We start from the raw sequence: 20651 nt of genomic DNA, 5'->3' as shown, positions 1-20651 counted from the left end.
TTCCAGGACCCACCCTCATGTCGTCGCTGACCAGGCTTCTGCTCATCACCAACAAGCGCGGCCTGCATGCCCGTGCCTCCGCCAAATTCGTGCAGACCGTGGAGGCATTCGACGCCCAGATCACGGTTTCCAAGGACGGTACCACCGTCGGCGGCACATCGATCATGGGTTTGATGATGCTGGCGGCGAGCCCCGGCTGCAGCATCGAAGTCTCCGCCTCAGGCGCTCAGGCCACTGAGGCACTCCAGGCCCTGGAGCGGCTGATCGAGAATAAGTTCGGCGAAGAGATGTAACTCGGTATTTACCACCATATAAAGACATAAAGACTTCTTTATATCCAGGTTGCCAGATCGCTCGAAGACTGATACATGGCAGGGCGGAAATCCGCCATTGAAGGCGGATGCGGTTGGGCCATTCCTGTTCCGTGCCTCAAGACACCGGAACCGGCGCCCTTAAGCTAGCCTGGAGATAGCTATGAGCACTGAGAAGGACTACGTCGTCGCGGATATCGGCCTTGCCGATTTCGGACGCAAGGAAATCACGATTGCCGAAACCGAAATGCCGGGCCTGATGGCATGCCGCGCCGAATTTGGCGAATCCAAGCCGTTGAAGGGTGCGCGCATCACCGGTTCGCTGCACATGACCATCCAGACGGCCGTGCTGATCGAGACCCTGGCGGCTCTCGGCGCGGAAATCCGTTGGGCGTCCTGCAACATCTTCTCCACCCAGGACCATGCCGCCGCTGCCATCGCAGCCTCCGGCATCCCGGTCTTCGCCGTCAAGGGCGAGTCGCTCGAAGACTACTGGGTCTATACGGACAAGATCTTCCAGTGGGCCGATGGCGGCCTCTCCAACATGATCCTGGATGACGGTGGCGATGCCACCATGTACATCCTGCTCGGCGCCCGCGCCGAAGCCGGCGAGAACGTGCTGTCGAACCCCGGTTCGGAAGAAGAAGAAATCCTGTTCGCCCAGATCAAGAAGCGCCTGGCCGCCTCCCCCGGCTGGTTCACCAAACAGCGCGACGCCATCAAGGGCGTGACCGAAGAAACCACCACGGGCGTTCACCGCCTGTACGAACTGTCGAAGAAGGGCCTGCTGCCCTTCCCGGCGATCAACGTCAACGACAGCGTCACCAAGTCGAAATTCGACAACAAGTATGGCTGCAAGGAATCGCTGGTTGACGGCATCCGTCGCGGCACCGACGTCATGATGGCCGGCAAGGTCGCCGTGGTGTGCGGCTATGGCGATGTGGGCAAGGGTTCGGCGGCTTCGCTGCAGGGCGCCGGCGCCCGCGTGAAGGTCACGGAAATCGACCCGATCTGCGCGCTGCAGGCTGCCATGGACGGCTTTGAAGTCGTCACGCTGGAAGACGTCGTCTCCACCGCCGACATCTTCATCACCACGACGGGCAACAAGGACGTCATCCGCATCGAGCACATGCGTGCGATGAAGGACATGGCGATCGTCGGTAATATCGGCCACTTCGACAACGAGATCCAGGTCGCGTCGCTGCGCAATCTCAAGTGGGAAAACGTCAAGCCGCAGGTGGACCTGATCCACTTCCCCGCCGGCAACCGCATGATCCTGCTCTCGGAAGGCCGTCTGCTGAACCTCGGCAATGCCACGGGCCATCCGTCCTTCGTGATGTCGGCCTCGTTCACCAACCAGGTTCTGGCGCAGATCGAGCTCTACACCAAGCCCGGCCAGTATGAGAACAAGGTCTACATCCTGCCGAAGCACCTCGATGAAAAGGTCGCTCGCCTGCACCTCGCAAAGCTCGGCGTGAAGCTGACCGAACTGTCGGACGAGCAGGCCGCCTATATCGGCGTGACCCAGTCTGGTCCGTTCAAGTCCGACCACTACCGCTATTAATATCCTGTAGACAACATACCAAATCTGGTAGCCGCGATCTTGACAAAGATCGCGGCTTCTTTTTTGCCCGCTGCCCTTCCAGAGGATTCCCTTAGGCAGTATTGTTTTAGGACTTGATTCGCCGCGTAGGCTTGGCCTTACGCAGCGGAAGGGGATGTCTTGTCGACAAATGCGGCACATATGGCGGAGACAGACCGAAAATGTCGGTATCAAAAAATAGCCTGAGCCCGCGTAACAGCGTGGCGCAGGACCATGCGTCCATAGAGGCGCCGGTGACGGAAGAACGGGGTCCGTGCACCGAGACGAATTTCTCGCGCGCGGGCACAAATCGGCGGGATTTGGGCCAGCCGGATTCGGGCATGTCTCGATTCTGGCGTTGGTCGATGACGGCCACCGCTCTGACAGCGATGCCCGGTGCGGCAGCGGCCCAGAGCGCGCAGGCTGCGCGACTTTTCACGACGGGCGAGATGGCCGGCTACTCGTTGGTGCTCGGGGTTCTCTCGGCAGCGCTGGTCTCGGCGGTATGGCTGGTGCGACAGCGCGGCGCCATGGCGGCCGAAACCAAGGAAATGCGCGGTGCGCTTTCCGATGCCCGGCAGAGCATTTCCCGCTACCAGGCGTTGATCGCTGACAAAAGCCGACGCATCGTCATATGGGACGGCCAGAATGGGCGCCCGGAATTCCTGGGACAATTACCGCCGGAAACCGGCGCTCCCCAGTCGGACGCAGAGTTTCTGGCACTTGGTCGCTGGCTGAAGCCGAATTCGGCCATGGCGCTTGAAAAGGCCCTGGATGAGCTGAAGTCGCAGGCATGCAGCTTCGATCTCGTGATCGAAACCCAGCGCGACGAAGTGCTTGAGGTGCAGGGTCGTGTTTCGGGCGGTCGTGCCTTTGCGCGGTTTGTCGCGCTCAATAATCTTCGCGCCGAACTGGCCGAGCTGAAAATCGAGAAGGCCCGCCTTGCCGCGTCGATCGCGACCTTCGAGAGCCTGCTCGACGCCATTGAACAGCCGGTCTGGCGCCGCGATGGCGAAGGTCGTCTGGAATGGGTCAACCACGCCTATAGCGCCGCTGTCGAAGCCGCCTCGCCCGAGCAGGCCGTGCGGGAAAGCCGCGAAATTCTGCAGACCGTGACCCGCGAAAAAATCAAAGCCGTCCGGACGCTGGAATCTCCTTATCAGGACCGGGTGTCAACCGTCGTTCACGGCAATCGCAGCTTCTTTGATGTGGTGGATGCCCGAAGCGCTGCCGGTTCGGCCGGTATTGCCATTGATGTCAGCCAGGCCGAAGCCTTGCGCGAGGAACTGGATCGCACGCTGAAAAGCCATGCCGACACGCTGGATCACCTGGCGACCCCCGTCGCCATCTTCGATGGCAACAGGCGGCTGCAGTTCTACAACCAGGCCTTCCAGCAATTGTGGAGCCTGGATCAGGCCTTCCTCGATCAGCGGCCTGACAATGCGGAACTCCTGGACCGGCTACGTTCTGCCAACAAGCTTCCCGAACAGCTGAGCTGGAAGACCTGGAAGGAAAATGCCCTTTCGGTCTATCGCGCCATCGATACGCAGACGGATATCTGGCACCTTCCCAATGGCCAGACCCTCCGTGTGATCGCCTCGGCGCATCCGCAAGGCGGCGCGACATGGGTCTTCGAGAACCTGACGGAACAGGTCGAGCTGGAAACACGCTACAACACGCTGCTGCGCGTGCAGGGCGAAACGATCGACCACCTCTCCGAAGGCGTGGCCGTCTTTGGTCCCGACGGTCGCATTCGCCTGTCAAACCCTGCCTTCCGGGCGCTCTGGGGCATCACCGAGAAAGAAGCTGCGGCCGGTACCCATATTCGCGCGATCGAGGACGCCTGCCTGCCGTCTTATGATCGGGCCGATGGCTGGAAGGCCTTCAGCCAGATGATCACCAGCTTTGAGGACGAACGCCCCTCGCGTCAGGGCACGCTGGAGCTGATGTCCGGTCTCGTGCTGGATTACGCGGTCATTCCGCTCTCCAACGCCCAGACCATGCTGACCTTCGTCAACATGACCGACAGTGTGCGCGCTGAACGGGCACTGACGGAGAAGAATGCGGCGCTGCGCAAGGCCGACGAACTCAAGAACGATTTCGTCCAGCACGTCTCCTACGAGCTGCGGTCGCCGCTGACCAACATTATCGGCTTCACCGATCTCCTGAAGGCGCAGGCTGTTGGACCGCTCAACATCCGCCAGGCGGAATACATCGATCACATCTCCACCTCCTCATCGGTGCTGCTGACGATCGTCAACGACATCCTCGATCTCGCGACCGTCGATGCCGGCATCATGCAGCTGAACTACGCGGAAATCGATCTCAGCGACCTGCTTGACGATGTCTCGATGCAGATGACGGATCGTCTGCAGGAGAGCAATGTGACGCTGGAGATTGTCGCTCCGCCAAGCCTCGGCCACATCATCGCCGACCAGCAGCGCTTGAAGCAGGTGCTGATCAAGCTCCTGACCAATGCCGTGAACTTCTCGTCGGAAGGAACGGCCGTGGTGCTGAAATGCTGGCGCGAGGACGAGGATTTTGTCTTCACCGTCACCGACAGCGGCTGCGGCATATCCGAGGAGATGCTGGCGACCGTGTTCCAGCGTTTCTCCGCCAATGGCAAGGGCGGCAAACGCAGCGGAGCAGGACTTGGCCTTTCCATCGTCGAGAGCTTCGTCAACCTGCACAATGGCAGCGTTTCGATCGAAAGCACGCCAGGACAGGGCACGCGGGTTCTGTGCCGCATTCCGACCGCGTCCGAGGCGCAGCAATCCGTGGCCGCTGAATGAGCCTGGACTCATCGTCCATTGAGCTTGAGCTTGCCGATGAAGGCGCGACGGCGAGGCTGGGGGAAGACCTGGCCTTGGCCCTGTCAGCCGGCGATTGCCTGGCGCTGCATGGCGATCTCGGTGCGGGCAAGTCCACCTTGGCCCGCGCCTTCCTGCGCGCGATGGCCGATGACGACGACCTGGAAGTGCCGAGCCCCACCTTCACGCTGGTGCAATCCTATGCGCTGCGCCTGCCCGTGGCGCATTTCGATCTCTATCGCCTCGGTGATGCGTCGGAAATGGCCGAACTCGGCCTGGATGACGCGTTGGAAAACGGCATTGCATTGATCGAATGGCCGGAGCGGGCGCTGGACGATCTGCCAGGGAATAGGATTTCACTGACATTCGCCTTTACGGGTGCCGGCAGGCGCGTGCGCATCAGCGGTCCGCAACAGAAACTTCAACGCATCCAGCGTGTCCTCGACATCAGGCACTTTCTGGCGGACCACGGATATGGCGAGGCCCGGCGCCGGCATTTGACAGGGGATGCCTCAAGCCGCGCCTATGAATATATCTATCCCGCCGACGGCGACCGCCTGATCCTGATGGATGCACCGGCGCGACCACCGGGACCCATCATCGCTGACGGAAAGACCTATCCGCAACTGGTGCATCTGGCGGAGAATGTCGAGCCCTTCATCGCCATTGCCGGCCTGTTGAAGGCCCATGGTTTTGCCGCGCCGGATATCATTGCCGAACAAGCCGATATCGGCCTGCTCCTGATCGAAGACCTGGGAAGCGAGTTGATCGTGACATCAGCTGGCCAGCCTATCGAGGAGCGCTACCGCGCCAGCATCGCCTGCCTTGCCGAGTTACATGGCCAACGGTTCGAGCGCGACGTCGACGCCGGCGGTGGAAGACGTCACCATATCGCGGATTTCGACCGCGTGGCGATCAAGACGGAAGTCTCGCTGCTGCTGGACTGGTACCTTCCCTCTCAGCGCGGCGCGGCTGCGAGCGACGCTGAACGGGCAGACTACAACACGGTCTGGGACGGCTTGATCGATGCGCTCGAAGCCTCTGAAAAAACCCTGTTGCTCCGAGATTTTCATTCGCCCAACATCATATGGCGACCGCAGCACGAGGGACTTGCGCGGATCGGCCTCATCGACTTCCAGGACGCCATGATCGGTCCTTCGGCCTATGATCTCGCGTCCATCGTCCAGGATGCGCGGGTCGATATACCGGACGATTTGGCGCACAAGTTGATGGACGATTATCTGAGCTTGCGGCGCCGCGATCCCGGTTTCGATGAACAGAACTTTCTTCGCGCCTGGTCGATCATGGCCGCCCAGCGGGCCTGCAAGCTCACGGGCATCTGGGTGCGGCTTGCCAAACGGGATGGCAAGCCCGGATATATGAAACACATGCCGCGCACCCTGCGATATCTCAGCACCGCCTTACGGCACGAGGCGCTTTTGCCCTTGCGGGAATGGTGCGCAAAGGTTGGAATCGGCGCCACCGAATCAGTCAGCTCAAGGCCATGACCATTACAGAAGCCATGGTGCTCGCCGCGGGCCTCGGCACGCGCATGCGCCCGATCACCGAAACGATCCCTAAGCCCCTGGTGAAGATCGGCGGCAAGCCGCTGATCGACTATGCCTTGGATATTCTCGCCGAGGCCGGGGTGCGCAAGGCCGTGGTGAACGTCCACCACCTCGCCGACCAGATGGAGGCCCATCTGGCTCGCTATGACGGATTGGACATCGTCGTATCCGACGAACGCGAGACGCTGATGAACTCCGGCGGCGGCCTGGCCAAGGGGCTGAAGCTGCTGGGGCGTGGCCCCGTCTATGTCATGAATGCCGACCTGTTCTGGGTGGGTGACAAGCCGGGTGCGGAGGCAAACCTGCCGCGGCTGGCGCGCTTCTTCGATCCTGCCCGCATGGACATGGCCCTGCTCTGCGCCCGGCCGGACCAGACGACTGGCCATGGTGAGAAGAACGATTTCAATCTTGGTTCCGACGGACGACTGGCGCGATACCGCGACGGCGATCCGGAACCGGTGATCTATGCAGGCGCGATCGTGCTGCATTCGGCCCTGCTTGATGACGCGCCAGCGGATGCCTTCAACCTGAATATCTATTTCGACAGGGCGATCGCGGCAGGGCGTCTTTACGGATTGCCGCTTGAAGGCCACTGGCTGACTGTGGGCACGCCGGACGCCATCGCGCCTGCCGAGGCCGTGGTCAGCCGGTTGGCGCGGCCATGACCCCATCGGGAGACAGAGGAACGTCGCCGCGCGTCCTCACCATTCCGCCGAGCCTGCCTTTCCTGCGCGTGCTGGCGCAATCCCTGCTCGACGGGCGCCTCACCCCTGACTACCGATATGATCCGGCCGATCCGCTTTCGCTTGCCAAAGTCACCATCCTGGTCCCGACCCGCCGCTCGGCCCGCGTGCTGCGCGCGGAATTCGCGGACCTGCTTGGCGGACGATCTGCGATCCTGCCGATCATCAAACCCCTCGGGGAAACCGACGACGATGTCGATTTCTTCGAGGCCGATGTGCCTGAAATGCTGGATCTCGCGCCGCCGGTCAGCAATATCGTCAGGCTTCTCGAACTGGCCCGGCTGATTCTGGCCTGGCGCAACAAGCTGCCAGAGATCGTGCGCAGCATTCACAGCGATTCGCCGCTGGTGGCACCGGCAAGCCCGGCAGATGCGATCTGGCTCGCACGCGCATTGATCGAGCTGATCGACGCGGTCGAGACGGAGGAACGGGATTGGGCCGATCTCGACAAGCTGGACGCGCGGGATTTTGCCTCCTGGTGGCAACTCACGCTGGAATTCCTGCGGATCGCCAATGCCTTCTGGCCCGAGCGCCTGAAGGAGCTGAACCGGTCGTCGCCGTCACGCCACAGAAATGCGGCGCTTGGCGCCGAAACGCGACGGCTCGCCAGCCGCGAAACGGATCATCCTGTCATCGTTGCAGGTTCCACAGGTTCAATTCCGGCAGCGGCCGATCTCATTTCGACCATCGCCCGCCATCCCCAGGGGGTGGTCGTTCTTCCCGGCCTTGATCTGTCCATGCCCGAGCAGGACTGGGGTCTTGTCGATCCGGAACCCCTTGCCGACCGGCTGCTGGATCCGTCGACACGGTCCCATCCGCAATATGGAATGAGCCGGCTGCTCAAGAAACTCGGCCTTGGCCGGCAGGATATTGCCGCGCTGGGTGACGAAGATGGTGCCCTGGCGGATCGGGCTGCAATTCTCTCGCGCGCCATGGCACCGGCAGAGGCCACCCATGGCTGGACGGGGTGGCGCGAGGGGTTCGGCGACCCGCGTTTCCATGCCGCGTTCGCGGATGTCAGCCTGATTGAGGCGGCGAATGAGCGGGAGGAAGCAACCGCCATCGCGATTGCCCTGCGACTGGCACTGGAGGAGGAGCCCGGTGAAAACGGTGAGAGCCGCGCGGCTCTGATCACCCCCGACCGTGCGCTTGCGCGGCGTGTCGCAGCCGAGCTTGCCCGCTTCGGCATAACAGCCGACGATTCGGCCGGCACGCCCTTCAACGCAACGCCACAAGGCACGCTTCTCAAGCTTCTCCTTGAAGCGAGCTTGCGTCCAGGTGATCCCGTGGCGATCGTGTCGCTGCTCAAGCACCCGCTTTGCCGGTTCGGCATGGAGGCGGAACCCTATTTCCAGTCGGTCCAGGCGCTTGAAATCCTCTGCCTGCGCGGCGGTGTGGCAAGCGTGGATATTGCCGAGCTGAGACCGCTGCTGGAGCATCGCGTGACGGCGGATGCGCAGGACCGGCATCCTCCCCAGTGGCGTCTCAATCTTGGCGCGCAGGCCTATCCAGCCGCGGCAGCCCTGGCCGACCGGATCGCAGCCGCCATTGAACCCTTGGCCGGCAGCCTGCTGCATCAGCAACCGGAGGGCAGGTTTCGCCAGTCCCTGCCCTTGCGGGTTTGGGCAGAACGCACGGGACGGGTGATCGAGGCGATCTGCGGCGATGAAAAAGGCAATCTCGCCGAACTCTGGGGGAATGAGGCAGGCGAAACGCTCGCCGGCCTGCTCACCGAAATCATCGCGACCGATGGCGATATCGAGGCATCAGGTGGACAATTCGTCGATATCATGGATGCGCTGATGGCGGGATCGGCGGTCAAGCCGAAGGCGCTGCGCCATCCCCGAGTCTTCATCTTCGGTACGCTGGAGGCGCGGCTGCAGCATGTCGACACCATTATTCTGGGCGGCCTGAACGAGGGGTCCTGGCCCGGACAGACGGCCAACAACCCCTTCCTGTCGCGGATCATGAAGACCGAAATCGGTCTGGAGCCGCCGGAGCGGCGCATCGGTCAGCAGGCCCATGACTTTGCCATGGCAAACGGTACGCGCCGGCTGATCTATTCCCGCGCGTTGCGTCAGGGAGGAGCGCCGACAGTGGCTTCCCGCTGGCTGCAGCGGCTTCTGGCACTGGGCGGCACCGAGTTTGCAAATGCCCTGAGGAACCGCGGCGATCGCTACCGGCATTTCGCCGAGCAACTGGACCAGGCGGAAAGCCAGAAGCCGGCGCAGCGACCGGAACCTCGGCCGCCGGTGCATCTACAGCCCAAGAGCTATTCCTTCAGCGAGGTCGGTCGTCTGCGCCGCGACCCCTATTCGATCTATGCGCGGCGCATCTTGCGGCTTGATCCGGTCGATCCCTTCAATCGGGATCCCGGCACCGCCGAACGCGGTACTCTCTATCACCGTATCGTCGAACGCTTCGTGCGCGAGGGTCATCCTCCGGATGCTCCGCAAGCCGCCGCGATCATGAACGCCATCGCCAACGGGTTGTTTGATGAAGAGGGCTTGCCGCCGCATATCGACGTGGTGTGGCGTCTGCGCTTTGCCGAGGTTGGCCGCGCATTCCTGGCCTGGGAGAAGGCCAGGCGGCAGACGATCATCCGCTCGCTGACAGAGGTGCCGGCGGGTCTCGATATCGCCGAGGCGGGCATTCGCCTGACCGGCATCGCCGACCGGATCGATATCAAGGCAGCAGGCTATGCCGACGTGATCGACTACAAGACCGGTTCGAACCCCAGCGTGTCCCAGGCCCGAAGCCTGCTGGACCCGCAGCTGGCGCTGGAGGCTGCGGCGCTGAGGGGCGGCGCATTCCGTGGCGCCGGCTCGCTTGCTCCGGAAAACCTTGTTTATGTGCGCTTGCGGCCAGGCGGCCGGTTCAAGGCGGAAACCGTCAACAACGAGTTTTCCGAACGCGCCAAGGTGCAGAAGTCAGCCGTGGATCTTGCTGTGGAGTCGATCGATCAACTGACGAAGCTCGTGCGCTTGCTGCAATCCGGCGAGAAGGGGTTCGTGTCGCGGCTGATACCGGCCATGCAGAACGATTTCAGCGGGGAATATGACCATCTGGCCCGGGTGGCGGAATGGTCGACCGCCGAGGCAGGGGAGACGCCCGGGGATGAGTGAGGCAGATCTTCCGCAAAGCCAGGATCCGGTCGCCTGGATCGACTGGACCAGCTCGCAGCAGGCGCTGGCGTCGGATCCGCAGCGCTCAGCCTGGGTTTCGGCCAATGCCGGTTCGGGCAAGACGCATGTGTTGACGCAGCGGGTGATCCGCCTGCTTCTCTCGGGCGCGCGGCCGTCCTCTATCCTGTGCCTCACCTATACCAAGGCGGCGGCCTCGGAAATGTCGAACCGCGTGTTTGCCCGGCTGGCCGAATGGGCCGTGCTGCCGGACAAGGAGCTTTCAGACCGGATCGCCGCTATCGATGGCAAGCAGCCGAGCCGCGTGACGCTGACGGAGGCGCGGCGACTGTTTGCCAAGGCGCTGGAAACGCCGGGCGGCCTGAAAATTCAGACCATCCACGCCTTTTGCGAGGCGTTGCTCCACCAGTTTCCGCTGGAAGCCAATGTTGCCGGTCACTTCTCGGTGCTCGACGACCGGGCAGCAGCCACCATGCTGGCAGATGCGCGCCGGGCGCTGCTGACGGCAACGTCAGCCGAAAAGGACAGTAGCCTCGCCGATGCCTTCAGCGAAGTGTTGAACCTCGCCGACGAATGGGGCCTGGACAAGCTACTGAATGAGATCATCTCCAGCCGGCGCGCCGTGCGTGACTTTACCGCTGCGGCAGCCAATGCAGGTGGCACCGACATAGCGCTTCGCCGTGCGCTCGGCGTCGAGCCGGAGGATAGCGAGGCGGCCCTGCTTGAACGCTTCTGGCCGCTGCCGGGGCTGACGGGCGCCGCGCTGACAAGCTATATCGAGGTCGCCAGGGCCAAGGGCGGCGTTCAGGCCCAGGCCATAGCCGAGGATCTCGCAGCGGCGGCCCAGGCAACGGACGCGCTGGAACGGTTACGGCTGATCGAGAGCGCCTTCCTCACCGCAAGCGACAAGCCCAAGGCCGACAAGACCTTCTGCACGGCCGCCATGCTGAAGCTGGCGCCTGAGCTGCCCGAGGCCATCGCTGCGGCACGCGATCACGTTGTCGCCTGCCGCGATCGCCTGCGGGTCTTCCAGATGTACCGGGCAAGCAGCGCCGCTCTCGTGCTGGCCGAACGGCTGGACCAGGATTACGAGGATCTGAAGAAAGTCCGCAGCCAGCTGGATTTTGAGGATTTGATTGCCCGTACCGCCGATCTCCTGACGAAAAGCGCCGTCGGTCCCTGGATCCACTACAAGCTCGACCAGGGCATCGACCACATCCTGGTTGATGAGGCGCAGGATACCAGCCCGATCCAGTGGACCGTCATTCGCTCGCTCAGGGATGATTTCTTCAGCGGCGAAGGCGCGAAGACGCGGCTCAGGACCTTCTTTGCGGTGGGCGACGAAAAGCAGTCGATCTATTCGTTCCAGGGTGCGCGGCCGGAGCGCTTCTCGCTGGAGGGAGCCGATACGAGGCGGGAAGTGGAGCAAGGCGGGCAGAAATTCAGCTCCGTCCGGCTGCCACTATCGTTTCGCTCCACCGCAGCCGTTCTCAGCGCCGTGGATCAGGTCTTCTCGGTCGATGAGAATGCCCGCGGCCTTAGCGCGACCCGCGACGCCGTTGTGCATATGTCGAGCCGAACGGGTCATCCCGGCAGTGTCGATCTGTGGGATATGGTGGTGCCGCCTGTGGTGGAGGCCTCGGAGGACTGGACGGCGCCTTTCGATTCGACGCCGGAAAGTGCACCATCGGCCGTGCTGGCCCGCCGCATCGCCCATGTGATTTCAGGCATGATCGGTCGGGACACGATCATCGAAAAGGGCATGGAGCGGCCCATTGAGGCAGGCGATATCCTTGTCCTGGTGCGCAAGCGCGGTGCTTTCGTTACAGCCCTCACCCGTGAACTCAAGCGTCGCGGTGATGTACCGGTAGCCGGAGCCGACCGCCTGCGCCTCAACGGCCATATCGCTGTCCAGGATCTCCTGGCGCTTGGACGGTTCGCACTGATGCCGGGGGATGATCTTTCACTCGCCTCGCTTCTGAAAAGCCCGCTGTTCGATCTGACGGAAGCGGATGTGTTCGAAGCCTCTGCCGGCCGGGACGCCGGCAAAAGCGTCTGGCACGTGATCCAGGCGCTCGCTGAGGGAGGCATTGCCAAGTGGCAGGCCGTGGTCGAGCGGCTAAAGGTCATGATTGCGCTCTCGCAGCGCCTCTCGGTGCATGATTTCTACGCCCATGTGCTGGCGGGACATGGCGGGCGCCGCGCCTTCCTTGCCCGGCTCGGCAGCGAGGTCAGCGATATTCTCGATGAATTCCTGAGCTACGCCCTTGCCACGGAAACATCAGGCCTGCCGGCCTTGCAGGCCTTCGTGTCGGGCCTGGAACTTGAGACCCCCGAGGTCAAGCGGGAGCAGGACAAGTCCCGCAACGAGGTGCGCATCATGACGGTGCACGCCTCCAAAGGCCTGGAAGCACCTATCGTCTTCGTCGTCGACGGCGGCTCGGCTGCCTTCAACTCAAGCCATCTCGCCCGGTTTCGCATGATGGAGACGCCGGGCAGCCGGCTGCCTGTTCCCGTCTGGATACCCACGGGAGAAGTCGGCAATTCACTCACCCAGGCGGATGGTGAGCGCAACAAGGCGCTGGCCGAGGAGGAGTATCGGCGGCTGCTCTACGTGGCGATGACACGCGCTGCCGACAAGCTTGTCGTCTGCGGCTACCGGGGCGTGCGGGTGAATACCGGCATATGGCACGAGATGGTCGCGTCTACCCTCGGTCTCGACGAATCCCGTTGCGAGAAGCGGCATTTCGACGGGCCTGACGGTGGATGGGAAGGGCTGAGTTGGCGGCTGCCGGCATCGCATTTGCGCTTCCCCCGGCGTGAGGAGCAAAGCCGTGAGAGCATAGACGAACGCCTGCCGGATGCGCTTCGCCTTCCGCTGCCACCCTCCCCGCCCCTGCCCCGACCTTTGAGCCCATCCGGCATCGGGATTGCCCTGGACGAAGAAGCGGCAGACGCGCCGCTTGTGTCGCCACTGTTCGGAGCCAAGGAGAGTGCGGGCATCGCCTTGCAGAGGGGGCGCCTGGTGCATCGCATGCTGCAGATCCTGCCCGGCTTTGCTGAAGAGGAACGGGCAGCGGCGGCCGAGCGGTTCAGCGAGCGTGCCGCGCGCTTCTGGCCGGCGGGCGAGCGGGCGAAACTGGTCGCCTCTGTCATGGCGATCCTGCAGCATCCCGCCTTGAGGCAGGCGTTTTCCGCCCATGGGCAGGCTGAGGTCTCCGTCATGGGAACAATTGCCGTGCGAGGGGTACCGCGGGCCGTTTCAGGTCGCATCGACAGGATGGTGGTGACCGATGACGCCGTGCTGCTCCTGGACTACAAGACCAACCGGCATGCGCCCTCTGCCGTCCCTGACGCTCCTTTTTCCCATCGCGCGCAATTGGCGATCTATTCGGAAATCCTCAAGCCTCTCTATCCGGACAAGAGGATCGGCTGCCTGCTTGTTTACACAGAGGCGGCGCGTGTGCTGGAACTGAATGAGGACGACGTGGTGCAGACGCTTGCCCAGCTCAACGGCATGTGAAATAGCGCTTATTGAAATGCCGGCGAAAAGCATCACATATAGGACAACGCAAAGATCCGTTAGGAGCAGCCAATGGCTACCGTAAAAGTCGACAATGCCAATTTTCAATCCGAAGTGCTCGAATCCGCAGAACCCGTTGTCGTGGATTTCTGGGCGGAATGGTGCGGTCCGTGCAAGATGATCGCCCCGAGCCTTGAAGAGCTTTCGAATGAATTCGCCGGCAAGGTCAAGGTCGCGAAGCTCAACATCGACGAGAACCCGGAACTGGCCGCTCAGTTCGGCGTCCGCTCGATCCCGACGCTCGCCATGTTCAAGGGCGGCCAGGTTGCTGACATCAAGGTCGGTGCAGCACCGAAGACGGCTTTGACGAGCTGGATTTCCAGCGCTTCCGCGTGATCGGTCGGATCAACGTCAGATAAGGCAGATCAAAGCCCGGTTTCGCCGGGCTTTTTTCATTTTGGCGGGGTGCCATTGTCCGCAAGTGCATTACCGGCGAGGTAAAGCGATCCTCCAATCATGATGCGGGGCGCAGGCTCGCTCGGATCCAGACGCTCAGAGATCAAGGCAAGCGCCTCGTTGATACTGGATACCGGTTCAGCGACCAGCCCGGCATCATAGGCTGCATTGGCCAGCACAACGGGATCGAGCGCAGCATCGGTACCGCGGATCGCGACAGTGAAAACATGCACGACAATACCGGCGAAGGGCTTGAAATAGCCGATCGGGTCCTTGGTGTTCAGCATGCCGATGATCAGATAGAGCGGACGCGACTGGCGCTCCTCAAAGCCAACCATGGCTTCCGCAATCACTTCACCGGCACCGGGATTGTGGCCTCCGTCAACCCAGAGCTCAGCGCCTTTGGGCGCGGCGGCGAACAGGGCACCTTCGGTCAGCTTCTGCAGACGACCTGGCCACTCGACCGAGGTCATGGCCCTTTCCATGGTCGCTTCCGTTACCGGAAATCCGGCTGCCTTGACCGCACGGATGGCGGCCGCCGCGTTGGCATATTGATGGCGGCCGGGGAGCCGCGGCAGGGAGATATCCGCAAGTCCGAATTCGTCCTGGTAGACCAGGCGGCCGAACTCCTCATGGGCATGGAAATCCTGACCGTAGACGCTGACGGGACAGGACAGCCGCTCCGCGGTGGTGACCAGGACATCCAGGGCGGCATCATATTCCTGATGCCCGATCACGACGGGACAGCCTGATTTCATGATGCCGGCTTTTTCGGCGGCGATCAGTTCGACCCGATCGCCCAGATAGGCCTGATGGTCGAAGGAGATCGGCATGACCACGGCGACAACGGGCTTTTCGATGACGTTGGTACAGTCGAAACGCCCGCCCATCCCCACTTCCATGATGACGACATCGGCCGGCTCCTCCGAGAACAGGAGGAACGCGACCGCTGTCAGCATTTCGAAGACGGTGATGTGCTGGCCGGCATTGGCCTCCGCGACGCGCCGAACCGTGGCAGCGAGCTTGCCATCATCGACAAAGCGTCCCGGACCCTGCTCGGCCGCGATCCGGTAACGTTCATGCCAGTTCACCAGATGTGGTGAGGTGTGAACATGAACGCGCAACCCCGCAGCCTCAAGAAGGGCCCGACAGAAGGCCGAAACCGATCCCTTGCCATTGGTGCCGGCCACGTGGATGACAGGCGGCAGTTTCAGGTGCGGGTTATCCAGCGTCTCCAGGAGACGTCTGATGCGCGTGAGGGAGAGATCGAAGCCTTTGGGGTGAAGCCCCATCAGCTTTTCGATCTCGCGCTCAGCCTCGCTCGCAGCGGGCTTTTCCATGGGGTTTTCGTTACCCTTATTCTAGAGCCTGGGGCTACTGTGCTGCGATCGCCGTCTGGGTCCGCACGCCGCCATCCAGCATGTCGGACAGCTGATCAGGCATCTTCATCATGATGCGCAGGTTGCGGGCGAGCAATCCGGGAATGTCGTGCCGCTTGACCACCATGTCGACCATGCCGTGATCCAGGAGATATTCGGAGGTCTGGAATCCCTCCGGCAGCTTTTCGCGGATCGTCTGCTCGATCACGCGCTTGCCGGCGAAGCAGATTTCAGCGCCGGGTTCGGCAATATGGAGATCGCCGAGCATGGCATAGGATGCCGTGACGCCGCCCGTGGTCGGGTTGGTCAGCACGACGATATAGGGAAGGCCGGCTTCCTTCAGCATGTTCACGGCAACCGTGGTCCGCGGCAGCTGCATCAGCGAGAGAATACCCTCCTGCATGCGCGCGCCACCGGACGCCGGGAACATCACGAGCGGGCAGTGCTCCGCAATCGCACGTTCAAAGGCCTTGATGATCGCCTCGCCTGCAGCAATGCCAAGCGAGCCGCCCATGAAGTTGAACTCATGGACGACGGCAACAAGCCTCACGCCACCAACCGAGCCAATGCCGGCGAGGATGGTATCTTCCTGCTCGGTTTTGACGCGGCTATCCTTCAGGCGATCGGTATATTTCTTGGAATCACGAAAACGCAGCGGATCCTGCGGCACTTTCGGCTGCGGCAGCGCCTCGTAATAGCCATCATCGAACAGATCGGCGAGGCGGGCCTTGGCCGGCATCTTCATGTGGTAGCCCGATGCCGGGATGACCCACTTGTTTTCCTCTAGATCCTTGTGAAAGACCATTTCGCCCGTTTCCGGGCATTTGATCCAGAGGTTTTCCGGGACCTCGCGGCGGCCCAGCATGGAATTGATCCGCGGCCGAACGTAATTCGTGATCCAGTTCACTAGCGTAACTCCTGCATGTATCCCGAATATATGGGTTGTTATTCGGCCGCAGCAAGACGTGCGGTGCGCACGCCGCCGGCAAGGCCGCTCACAAGGGTCGCCACCGCCTGAACTGTATCGGCGCTGGCGGACCCGTCCTTATTGAGGCTCAAGGCCACCTGGTTGACGATCGCCGTGCCGACAACCACGCCATCGGCGCTGGCACCGATCAGGCGGGCATGTTCGGCCGTCTTGACGCCGAAACCAACACAGATCGGCAGATTGGTGTGCTGCTTGATGCGGTTGACAGCGCCACCGACCTTCGTGGTGTCCGGCAATGCCGAGCCGGTGATACCGTTCATCGAGACGTAGTAGACAAAACCCGAGGTGTTGCGCAGCACCATCGGCAGACGCTTGTCATCGGTCGTCGGCGTCGCCAAGCGGATGAAGTTGATGTCACGCGAACGGGCCGGAATGCAGAGCTCGTCATCCATTTCAGGCGGCAGGTCGACAACGATCAACCCGTCGATGCCGGCAGCCAGCGCGTCGTCCAGGAAGCGCTCGACGCCATAGATGTAGATCGGGTTGTAGTAGCCCATCATGACGATCGGCGTGGCGTCGTCGCTCTTGCGAAATTCGCGTGCGAGATCCAAGGTCTTGGCGAGCGTCTGCCCCGCCTTTAGCGCGCGCTGTCCCGCAGCCTGGATCGCCGGGCCATCGGCCATGGGATCGGAGAAAGGCATGCCGAGCTCGATGACATCCGAGCCGGCCGCCGGCAGCGTCTTCATGATCGCGAGCGAGGTGGCAAAATCCGGGTCACCGCCCATGAAATAGGTGATCAGCGCCGGCCGGCCCTCGGCCTTCAGATCCGCAAATCGCTTGTCCATCCGTGCGGTCATGTTCAGAGCCCCATTCCAAGAATTTTGCCGACAGTGAAGATGTCCTTGTCGCCACGGCCGCAGAGGTTCATGACGATGATCTGGTCCTTCGACATCTTCGGCGCGCGCTTCACAACTTCGGCGAGAGCGTGAGAGGGTTCAAGAGCCGGGATGATGCCTTCGGTGCGCGTCAGAAGCTGGAACGCCTCCAGCGCCTCGTTGTCCATGATCGGCACATATTCGACGCGGCCCATGTCCTTCAACCAGGAATGCTCCGGGCCAATGCCGGGATAGTCGAGACCTGCGGAGATGGAATGGCCTTCCTTGATCTGGCCGTCCTTGTCCTGCAGCAGATAGGTGCGGTTGCCATGCAGAACGCCCGGCGAACCTGCGGTGAGCGATGCGCAATGCTCCTCGCCATCAAGGCCCTTGCCGCCCGCCTCGACACCGACGATCCTGACGCCGGCATCATCGAGGAAGGGATGGAACAGGCCGATGGCATTGGAGCCGCCGCCAACGGCTGCGACCAGCATGTCCGGCAAGCGGCCTTCCGCCGCCAGCATCTGCTCGCGGGTTTCGCGACCGATGACCGACTGGAACTCGCGCACCATTTCCGGATAGGGGTGCGGACCGGCAGCCGTGCCGATCATGTAATAGGTGTCGTCGACATTGGTGACCCAGTCGCGCAGGGCCTCGTTCATGGCGTCCTTGAGGGTGCCATGGCCTGAGGTAACAGGCTTCACTTCGGCACCCAAGAGCTTCATGCGGAAAACGTTGGGAGCCTGACGCTCCACGTCTGTCGCCCCCATGTAGACGATGCAAGGCAGGCCGAAGCGCGCGGCAACGGTTGCGGAGGCCACGCCGTGCTGGCCGGCACCGGTTTCCGCGATGATGCGGGTCTTGCCCATGCGCTTGGCCAGCAGGATCTGGCCAATGCAGTTGTTGATCTTGTGCGAGCCGGTGTGATTGAGCTCGTCGCGCTTGAAATAGATCTTGGCGCCGCCGAGTTCAGCCGTCAGGCGTTCGGCAAAATACAGCGGGCTCGGACGACCGATATAGTGGGTGTTCAGATGATCGAGCTCGGCCTTGAAGGTCGGGTCGGTCTTGGCCTTGGTCCACTCTTCCTGCAGGTCGAGGATCAGCGGCATCAGGGTTTCCGCCACGAAGCGGCCTCCGAAGATGCCAAAACGGCCATCCTCATCAGGCCCGGCGCGGAAGGAATTCGGTTTCGGCGTCTCGTTCACTGTCTTCTCCCTGATCTCAAGCCTTTGCGGACGTGGCCTGCTCGAATGCGTCGAAGAACGCGTCGATCATGTCCAGGTCCTTCACGCCAGGCGAACTTTCAACACCGGATGAGGCGTCTATGCCCTTGGCGCCAGTTTCCGCGAGGGCGGCGGCTATATTGTCTCTATTCAATCCACCGGAAAGCATGTAATCGACGCCCGCGTCAAGTTCACGCAGCAGACGCCAGTCAAACGAAACCCCGTTGCCGCCCGGCAGGTCAGACCCTTGCGGCGGCTTGGCATCGAACAGGAACCGGTCGGCTATGCCTATATAGGGCTCGATCTTGCGAAGATCATCCTGATCCCGAAGAGCGAAAGCCTTCATGATCGGGAGGCCGTAGAGAGCCTTCAGCGACAGAAGCCGTTCCGGACGCTCGCTGCCGTGCAGTTGCAGGATATCCGGCCGGAGCTGATCGACGATCTCATCCAGGTAATCCGTGCTGGCATCAACCGTGACCGCGACGATCTTGGTGCGGCCGCGCACGGCATCGGCCAGGGCGCCCGCGATATCCGGCTCAATGTTTCGTGGGCTCTTCTCGAAAAAGATAAAGCCGATATGGCTCGCTCCGCGATCCACGGCGCGTGCGATGGCCTCAGGCGTCTTCAGACCACAGATCTTGATATCCGGTTTCATGGCAGCGCAGTGACACGAAATGACGAAAGAGTCGAGCCTGAACGCGACAAAAGCATGGCCTGGCTATGCCGTCTTACTCGAAATCAATGGCATGAAGGGCCGAGCCGTGGCGCTTCAGCCAGCGCTTGGCCTCTTCCATGTCGGGGCAAAGCCGCTCGCAAAGAGACCAGAAGCCCGGCCCATGGTTCATTTCCTTGAGATGGGCAACCTCATGGGCGGCGAGATAATTGATGACCCCCGGCGGCGCCATGACGATGCGCCAGGAGAAACTCAGATTGCCTTCCCAGGAACAGGAACCCCAGCGGCTGCGCGTATCCTTGAGCGTGAGCGACTTGGCCGGCTTACCGATCGCCTTGGTATGAATGGCGACATAGGTTTCCAGATCCTTGCGCGCCTCCTTCTTGAAAAAGGTGGCGATGCGGCGGCCCATATGTTCCTCCAGCCCGCCGACGCTCAGGATATGGCCCACCTCGGAATCGATGGCCTGGGTCAGGCCACGCAATTCACCTGTGTGGACGATGCGATGGGGAATGCCGCGGAAGAGGATCTCGCCGCCCGGACGGATGGCATTGTCCGCGCTGAACTTTGCAAGCCGAACCCGGAGCCAACCCTGGTGACGATCGAGGAAGTCATTGACCTCGCGATCCTTCAATCCAGGTGGCACGGTGAGTTTCAGCCCGCGTCCGCCAGGCTCGATGCGCAAGGTGAGACGCGTCGCCCGGGGATTCTTGGTGACCGTCAAAGGCATGGCCCGGCCATCAACATCCAAAACGCGCTTTTGCGGCGGCGCGGGCGCGGCAGGCTTTCGTTTCTTCTGAAGCAGGGTGAACATTGGGCTCTTTTAGCCGATTCGGCGGCGCTTGCACCGCGCAAAAAAGGGCCGGCATTGAGATGCCGACCCCTCGGTGATGGCTTGCGCCTTATGCCTGGGTGTAAGGTTCGATCGAGCCGTTGTTCTGGTCCCGCTTGGCGTTGCGGTCGCGCATGAACCGGTCGAACTCTTCCTGGTCCTTGGCACGACGCAGTTCGCGCATGTAGCCGTCAAACTCATCGCGCATTTCGTCGAGCTTGCGACGCTCGGCTTCGATGCGGTCAAGCTCCGCCTTGCGCCAATCGTCGAAGGCGACATTGCCGGTCGAAAAATGCGGGCGGCTGCGGAAGCCGGCGCCACGGCATTTGGCGAAGATGGTGTCCGCGGTCTGGTTTGCATCCCGCTTGAACCCCTTGAAACGCTCGCCGAACAGAATATAGGCCAGCATGGCCAAGCCCAATGGCCAGAAGACCATGAAGCCCAGCACCATCAGGACAACCGTTGCCGGCGTCCAGTCAGGGCGGAGCAGAGCTGACTGGTTCATCATCAATTTCCTCACGTTCCCTCGGGAAGCCCCATGCTTCCGGATGAATTCGATGTGGGAAATGAAAAATGGCGCTTCAAGGCGAAATCCGCCGTAATCG

The 20651-nt window shown here is 62.0% G+C and carries 15 protein-coding genes; 8 read left to right on the top strand and 7 right to left on the bottom strand.

Going from position 1 to position 20651, the window contains the following annotated elements:
• Positions 1–17: 17 nt before the first annotated feature.
• From B9A97_RS13810 to trxA, 8 genes are all read left to right on the top strand, one after another.
• Positions 18–293 (top strand): HPr family phosphocarrier protein, encoded by a 276-nt coding sequence (locus tag B9A97_RS13810; protein ID WP_084365923.1) that lies wholly within the window; start codon positions 18–20, stop codon positions 291–293.
• Between the two features lie 181 nt (positions 294–474).
• The gene (gene ahcY, locus B9A97_RS13805; protein WP_084365922.1) at positions 475–1875 is read left to right on the top strand and encodes an adenosylhomocysteinase; all 1401 of its coding nucleotides are present in this window, start codon (positions 475–477) and stop codon (positions 1873–1875) included.
• A gap of 383 nt (positions 1876–2258) precedes the next feature.
• On the top strand, positions 2259–4685 hold the full coding sequence (locus B9A97_RS13800; protein ID WP_244564223.1) for a sensor histidine kinase: 2427 nt from the start codon (positions 2259–2261) through the stop codon (positions 4683–4685).
• Positions 4682–6211, top strand: a complete 1530-nt coding sequence (gene tsaE / locus B9A97_RS13795; RefSeq protein WP_084365920.1) for a tRNA (adenosine(37)-N6)-threonylcarbamoyltransferase complex ATPase subunit type 1 TsaE — start codon at positions 4682–4684, stop codon at positions 6209–6211. The genes B9A97_RS13800 and tsaE overlap by 4 nt, the downstream gene beginning before the upstream one ends.
• On the top strand, positions 6208–6936 hold the full coding sequence (locus tag B9A97_RS13790; RefSeq protein ID WP_084365919.1) for a nucleotidyltransferase family protein: 729 nt from the start codon (positions 6208–6210) through the stop codon (positions 6934–6936). Before tsaE ends, B9A97_RS13790 begins: the two co-directional genes overlap by 4 nt.
• A complete protein-coding gene (addB, locus tag B9A97_RS13785) occupies positions 6933–10139 on the top strand; it encodes a double-strand break repair protein AddB (protein ID WP_084365918.1) in 3207 nt (1068 codons plus the stop codon). Before B9A97_RS13790 ends, addB begins: the two co-directional genes overlap by 4 nt.
• Positions 10132–13680, top strand: coding sequence for a double-strand break repair helicase AddA (gene addA, locus B9A97_RS13780; protein ID WP_084365917.1), 3549 nt, complete (start codon positions 10132–10134; stop codon positions 13678–13680). Before addB ends, addA begins: the two co-directional genes overlap by 8 nt.
• Before the next feature lie 72 nt (positions 13681–13752).
• Entirely contained in the window at positions 13753–14076 is a 324-nt protein-coding gene (gene trxA / locus B9A97_RS13775) for a thioredoxin (RefSeq protein ID WP_084365916.1), read from the top strand.
• Positions 14077–14132: 56 nt separating this feature from the next.
• Here the strand turns inward: trxA and B9A97_RS13770 are convergent, their stop codons facing one another.
• The 7 genes from B9A97_RS13770 to B9A97_RS13740 all read right to left on the bottom strand — a co-directional run bounded on the left by B9A97_RS13770 (position 14133) and on the right by B9A97_RS13740 (position 20551).
• Positions 14133–15476: a bifunctional folylpolyglutamate synthase/dihydrofolate synthase gene (locus B9A97_RS13770; RefSeq protein ID WP_244564218.1), complete on the bottom strand. Its 1344-nt coding sequence runs from the start codon at positions 15474–15476 to the stop codon at positions 14133–14135.
• 34 nt (positions 15477–15510) lie between these two features.
• Positions 15511–16422: an acetyl-CoA carboxylase, carboxyltransferase subunit beta gene (accD, locus tag B9A97_RS13765; protein ID WP_084365915.1), complete on the bottom strand. Its 912-nt coding sequence runs from the start codon at positions 16420–16422 to the stop codon at positions 15511–15513.
• Positions 16423–16460: 38 nt separating this feature from the next.
• Positions 16461–17300 (bottom strand): tryptophan synthase subunit alpha, encoded by an 840-nt coding sequence (trpA, locus tag B9A97_RS13760; protein WP_084365914.1) that lies wholly within the window; start codon positions 17298–17300, stop codon positions 16461–16463.
• Positions 17301–17302: 2 nt separating this feature from the next.
• Entirely contained in the window at positions 17303–18523 is a 1221-nt protein-coding gene (gene trpB, locus B9A97_RS13755) for a tryptophan synthase subunit beta (RefSeq protein ID WP_084365913.1), read from the bottom strand.
• Positions 18524–18539: 16 nt separating this feature from the next.
• Positions 18540–19196, bottom strand: coding sequence for a phosphoribosylanthranilate isomerase (locus tag B9A97_RS13750; RefSeq protein WP_084365912.1), 657 nt, complete (start codon positions 19194–19196; stop codon positions 18540–18542).
• 73 nt (positions 19197–19269) lie between these two features.
• Positions 19270–20028 (bottom strand): M48 family metallopeptidase, encoded by a 759-nt coding sequence (locus B9A97_RS13745; RefSeq protein WP_084365911.1) that lies wholly within the window; start codon positions 20026–20028, stop codon positions 19270–19272.
• A gap of 88 nt (positions 20029–20116) precedes the next feature.
• Positions 20117–20551: a DUF2852 domain-containing protein gene (locus B9A97_RS13740; protein ID WP_084365910.1), complete on the bottom strand. Its 435-nt coding sequence runs from the start codon at positions 20549–20551 to the stop codon at positions 20117–20119.
• Positions 20552–20651: the final 100 nt, after the last annotated feature.

Source organism: Rhizobium sp. RU36D, assembly GCF_900176345.1.
Classification (GTDB): domain Bacteria; phylum Pseudomonadota; class Alphaproteobacteria; order Rhizobiales; family Rhizobiaceae; genus Allorhizobium.
Note: the sequence above shows the minus strand (reverse complement) of the source record. Positions and strands in the feature narration are given on the sequence as shown.

Excerpts from the sequence above, each read along its gene's own strand:
- B9A97_RS13750 (WP_084365912.1), bottom strand. The coding sequence starts at position 19,196 with ATGAAACCGGATATCAAGATCTGTGGTCTGAAGACGCCTGAGGCCATC.
- B9A97_RS13745 (WP_084365911.1), bottom strand. The coding sequence starts at position 20,028 with ATGTTCACCCTGCTTCAGAAGAAACGAAAGCCTGCCGCGCCCGCGCCG.
- addA (WP_084365917.1), top strand. The coding sequence starts at position 10,132 with ATGAGTGAGGCAGATCTTCCGCAAAGCCAGGATCCGGTCGCCTGGATC.
- ahcY (WP_084365922.1), top strand. The coding sequence starts at position 475 with ATGAGCACTGAGAAGGACTACGTCGTCGCGGATATCGGCCTTGCCGAT.
- B9A97_RS13800 (WP_244564223.1), top strand. The coding sequence starts at position 2,259 with ATGACGGCCACCGCTCTGACAGCGATGCCCGGTGCGGCAGCGGCCCAG.
- tsaE (WP_084365920.1), top strand. The coding sequence starts at position 4,682 with ATGAGCCTGGACTCATCGTCCATTGAGCTTGAGCTTGCCGATGAAGGC.
- B9A97_RS13770 (WP_244564218.1), bottom strand. The coding sequence starts at position 15,476 with ATGGAAAAGCCCGCTGCGAGCGAGGCTGAGCGCGAGATCGAAAAGCTG.
- addB (WP_084365918.1), top strand. The coding sequence starts at position 6,933 with ATGACCCCATCGGGAGACAGAGGAACGTCGCCGCGCGTCCTCACCATT.
- B9A97_RS13790 (WP_084365919.1), top strand. The coding sequence starts at position 6,208 with ATGACCATTACAGAAGCCATGGTGCTCGCCGCGGGCCTCGGCACGCGC.
- trxA (WP_084365916.1), top strand. The coding sequence starts at position 13,753 with ATGGCTACCGTAAAAGTCGACAATGCCAATTTTCAATCCGAAGTGCTC.
- B9A97_RS13740 (WP_084365910.1), bottom strand. The coding sequence starts at position 20,551 with ATGAACCAGTCAGCTCTGCTCCGCCCTGACTGGACGCCGGCAACGGTT.
- B9A97_RS13810 (WP_084365923.1), top strand. The coding sequence starts at position 18 with ATGTCGTCGCTGACCAGGCTTCTGCTCATCACCAACAAGCGCGGCCTG.
- trpA (WP_084365914.1), bottom strand. The coding sequence starts at position 17,300 with ATGACCGCACGGATGGACAAGCGATTTGCGGATCTGAAGGCCGAGGGC.